General features: G+C 73.0%; 4 protein-coding genes. 2 read left to right on the forward strand and 2 right to left on the reverse strand.

The window, feature by feature from the left end; genetic code table 11:
- The coding region (locus tag CCN56_RS40415; protein WP_373412965.1) for an SAM-dependent methyltransferase at positions 1 to 487 on the reverse strand (487 nt) is incomplete at its 3' end.
- A gap of 96 nt (positions 488 to 583) precedes the next feature.
- Between CCN56_RS40415 and CCN56_RS40420 the strand changes: the two genes are divergently transcribed.
- Complete coding sequence (locus CCN56_RS40420; RefSeq protein ID WP_086832525.1) at positions 584 to 1,786, forward strand: sensor histidine kinase; 1,203 nt, start codon at positions 584 to 586, stop codon at positions 1,784 to 1,786.
- 22 nt (positions 1,787 to 1,808) lie between these two features.
- Positions 1,809 to 2,483 (forward strand): response regulator transcription factor, encoded by a 675-nt coding sequence (locus CCN56_RS40425; protein ID WP_086832526.1) that lies wholly within the window; start codon positions 1,809 to 1,811, stop codon positions 2,481 to 2,483.
- A 35-nt stretch (positions 2,484 to 2,518) separates the two neighbouring features.
- Here the strand turns inward: CCN56_RS40425 and CCN56_RS40430 are convergent.
- Positions 2,519 to 3,500, reverse strand: a 982-nt coding sequence (locus tag CCN56_RS40430) for a DUF5937 family protein (protein ID WP_086832527.1), incomplete at its 5' end; no start/stop codon positions are given.

Genomic DNA, 3,500 nt, shown 5'->3' on the forward strand with positions numbered 1-3,500 from the left:
CGGGCGCGCCGAGCCGCTCCGTGCCGTCCGGCGCGACCTCCACGTACCGGACCGTGCCCGTCGGGTCCGCCTCCGCGATGTCCACCGGCACGTTGTCGAGCCACTCGTTCGCGAAGAGCAGTCCGCGCACGCCCCGCGGAATCCGGTCCGTCCACTCCACCCGTGGGTCGAGCCCGGCCGGGCGGGCGGCGCGCTCGACCGCGTACGCCCGTACCGAGAGCGAGGACCCGACGGCCGCGAGCACCGAGGTCAGCAGTTCACCGCGGCCCGCGCCCACGTCCACCAGGTCGACCTCGGCCGTCCCCAGTTCCTCCGCGGCCTCGCCGAGCAGCCGGGCCACGGCCGCCGCGAAGAGCGGGGAGGCGTGCACCGAGGTGCGGAAGTGCCCCGCCGGGCCCTCGGGGCGCAGATAGAAGCCCTCCGGGCCGTACAGCGCCCGCTCCGTGGCCTCCCGCCACCCCTGCCACTGACACGTCTCATCCGTCACGTGCCCCAGTCTCCACCTCGGGGAGTACGGGTCCCGCGCCGAGGATCGACCCCACGGTTGATCCGTGCACCTGTCCCTTTCCCTACTCTGGGTGACGTGCAGCGCCTCTACGACTTCATCCGCAGACACCCGACGGGCGTCGACGTCTTCTGGGCCGTCGTCCTCCTCGGGTTCTCCCTGCTGTGGGTGGGGACGACCCTCCCGGCGGTCGACAACCCCGTCGCGTACGGCCTGGTGGCCGCGCTGTTCTCCCTGGTCGTGGCCCTGCGCCGGCGTGCCCCTGAGCAGATGCTGCTGCTCGCGGTCGGCCTCGGCCTGGTCCAGCTCGGGCTCGGCCTGGTGCCGTTCATGGCCGACTTCGCCATGCTCGTGATCATCTTCACGGTCGCGGCGCACGACGGGCCCCGCTGGGCGTCCCGGCTCGCGCTCATCGGCGGACTCAGCGCCTCCACGCTCTCCCAGCTCAGATGGCCCATGGAGGCCCCTGGCTCGGACGCGGCCAAGGTCTTCTTCACGATCATCATGACCGTGCCGTTCGCCCTCGCCTGGGTCCTCGGCGACTCGCTCCGCACCCGCCGCGCCTACTTCGCGCAGCTGGAGGAGCGGGCCTCCCGCCTGGAGCAGGAGCGCGAGGCGCAGGCCAAGGTCGCGGTCGCCGCCGAGCGGGCCCGGATCGCCCGCGAGCTGCACGACGTCGTCGCGCACAACGTGTCGGTGATGGTGGTCCAGGCCGACGGCGCCGCCTATGTCATGGACTCCTCCCCGGAGACCGCCAAGCAGGCCCTGGAGACGATCTCCACGACGGGCCGGCAGGCGCTCGCCGAGATGCGCAGACTCCTCGGGATCCTGCGCACCGGAGAGCACCAGGAGGCCGGGGAGTACGTGCCGCAGCCCGACGTCCAGCAGATCGAGGACCTCGTGGAGCAGGTCAGGGGAGCCGGTCTCACCGTCGACTTCGCGATCGAGGGGAGCCCGCGCCCGCTGCCCAGCGGCGTCGAGCTCACCGCGTACCGGATCGTGCAGGAGGCCCTGACCAACACGCGCAAGCACGGAGGTCCCGACGTCGGCGCCAGCGTGCGTCTCGTCTACTTCGACGACGGTCTCGGCCTGCTCGTCGAGGACGACGGCCGGGGCGCCCCGCAGGAGATGTACGAGGACGGCGGCGCCGACGGGCGGGGCCACGGTCTGATCGGCATGCGCGAGCGGGTCGGCATGGTCGGCGGCACCCTGGACGCGGGCCCGCGTCCGGGCGGCGGTTTCCGGATCAGCGCCCTGCTCCCCCTCAAGCCCGCTCACTGACGACCCCTAAGGAACTGACCTGATGTCCATCCGCGTGATGCTCGTCGACGACCAGGTGCTGCTGCGGACCGGTTTCCGCATGGTGCTCGCCGCCCAGCCGGACATGGAGGTCGTGGCGGAGGCGGGCGACGGGGTGGAGGCCCTGGAGGCGCTGCGTTCCACGGCGGTCGACGTCGTCCTGATGGACGTGCGCATGCCGAAGCTGGACGGGGTGGAGACGACCCGGCGGATCTGTTCGGAGCCGGACGCGCCGAAGGTGCTGATCCTGACGACGTTCGACCTCGACGAGTACGCGTTCTCGGGCCTGAAGGCGGGCGCGAGCGGCTTCATGCTGAAGGACGTGCCGCCGGCGGAGCTGCTCGCCGCGATCCGCTCGGTGCACAGCGGCGACGCGGTGGTGGCGCCCTCGACCACGCGCCGGCTCCTGGACCGCTTCTCGCCGATGCTGCCGTCCTCGGGCAGGGAGCCCGAGCACAAGGAGCTGGGACGTCTGACGGAGCGGGAGCGCGAGGTGATGATGCTGGTCGCGCAGGGCCTGTCGAACGGCGAGATCGCCGCCCGGCTCGTCCTCTCCGAGGCGACGGTGAAGACGCACGTGGGCCGCATCCTGACCAAGCTGGGCCTGCGCGACCGGGTCCAGGTCGTGGTCCTGGCGTACGAGACGGGCCTGGTCCGGGCGGGCGGTGGGGCGCTGTAGACGCGCGCTGACGCAGCACCGACTCCGGGAAGTCTCTACCGCAGTACGGACTCCAGGAAGTCGCTGCCGAGCCGGGCGACGACGGAGACGTCGAGCTGGTGGAGCACGTACCGGCCGCGGCGCTGGGTGGTGGTCAGCCCGGCCTTCTTCATGACCGCGAGGTGGCGGGAGACCTCGGGCGCGGTGATGTTGTACGCGTCGGCCAGCTCGCTCGTCGTGTACGCGCCCCGGGCGAGGCTGCGGCACAGCCGCATCCGCATCGGGTGGGCCACCGCCTCCAGGCGCAGCCTGACGGCCTCCACGGGGGCGCCGCCGCCGAGGTCGCGGGCGGGCACGGGGTACTGGACCACCGGCTGCCAGCCGGGCGCGTGCAGGGCGAAGAGGTGCGGCCAGCCGAAGGCGGTCGGCAGGAACGTCACGCCCGAGCCCTCGGCGCTGGTGCGGCCGTGGATCATCTTGTCCACGACGATCCGGGTGCCGGCCGCGTCCTCCTCCAGGACCATCGCGGCGGAGGCGTCGGCGACGGCCTCCGCGAGTCCCTTGCGGCGCAGCAGCTCGGTCTTGTGGCGGGCGTCGGCGGCGAGCTGGATCCGGACGCGCTGCCAGGTGTCGGCGAAGAAGGCCTCGTCGCAGTCCTCCAGGAGCCGCCGGACCCACGCGCGCGTGCCGGGCGGGTCCGCGAGCATCCGTTCGGCGAAGGCGGCCTGGCGCGGGCCGCGCGCGGCGGCCAGGTCGAGGGCGCGGCGCCGCATCCGTTCGTCGACGAGCGGCGAGGGGGCGCCGTGCGTGTAGTGGCTGGCGCAGGAGATCTCCAGGGCCGAGCCCACGAACTTCTCGTCGTCCATGCGGTCGAGGTCGTCCAGCTCCTCGGCGAGGGTCTCGCGGGGCCGGGCGGGCAGCAGGATGTCGGAGCGGGTCGAGCGCCACATGAAGTCGGCCTCGTGCAGCCGGTCCGCGAGCTCCGGCCCCAGCGCGGTGGCCGTCGTGGTGGTCCAGGCGTGCAGCCTGGACCACCAC

The sequence above is a fragment of the Streptomyces sp. NRRL B-24572 genome (assembly GCF_002156145.1).
Taxonomy (GTDB): domain Bacteria; phylum Actinomycetota; class Actinomycetes; order Streptomycetales; family Streptomycetaceae; genus Streptomyces; species Streptomyces vietnamensis.

Excerpts from the sequence above, each read along its gene's own strand:
- CCN56_RS40425 (WP_086832526.1), top strand. The coding sequence starts at position 1,809 with ATGTCCATCCGCGTGATGCTCGTCGACGACCAGGTGCTGCTGCGGACC.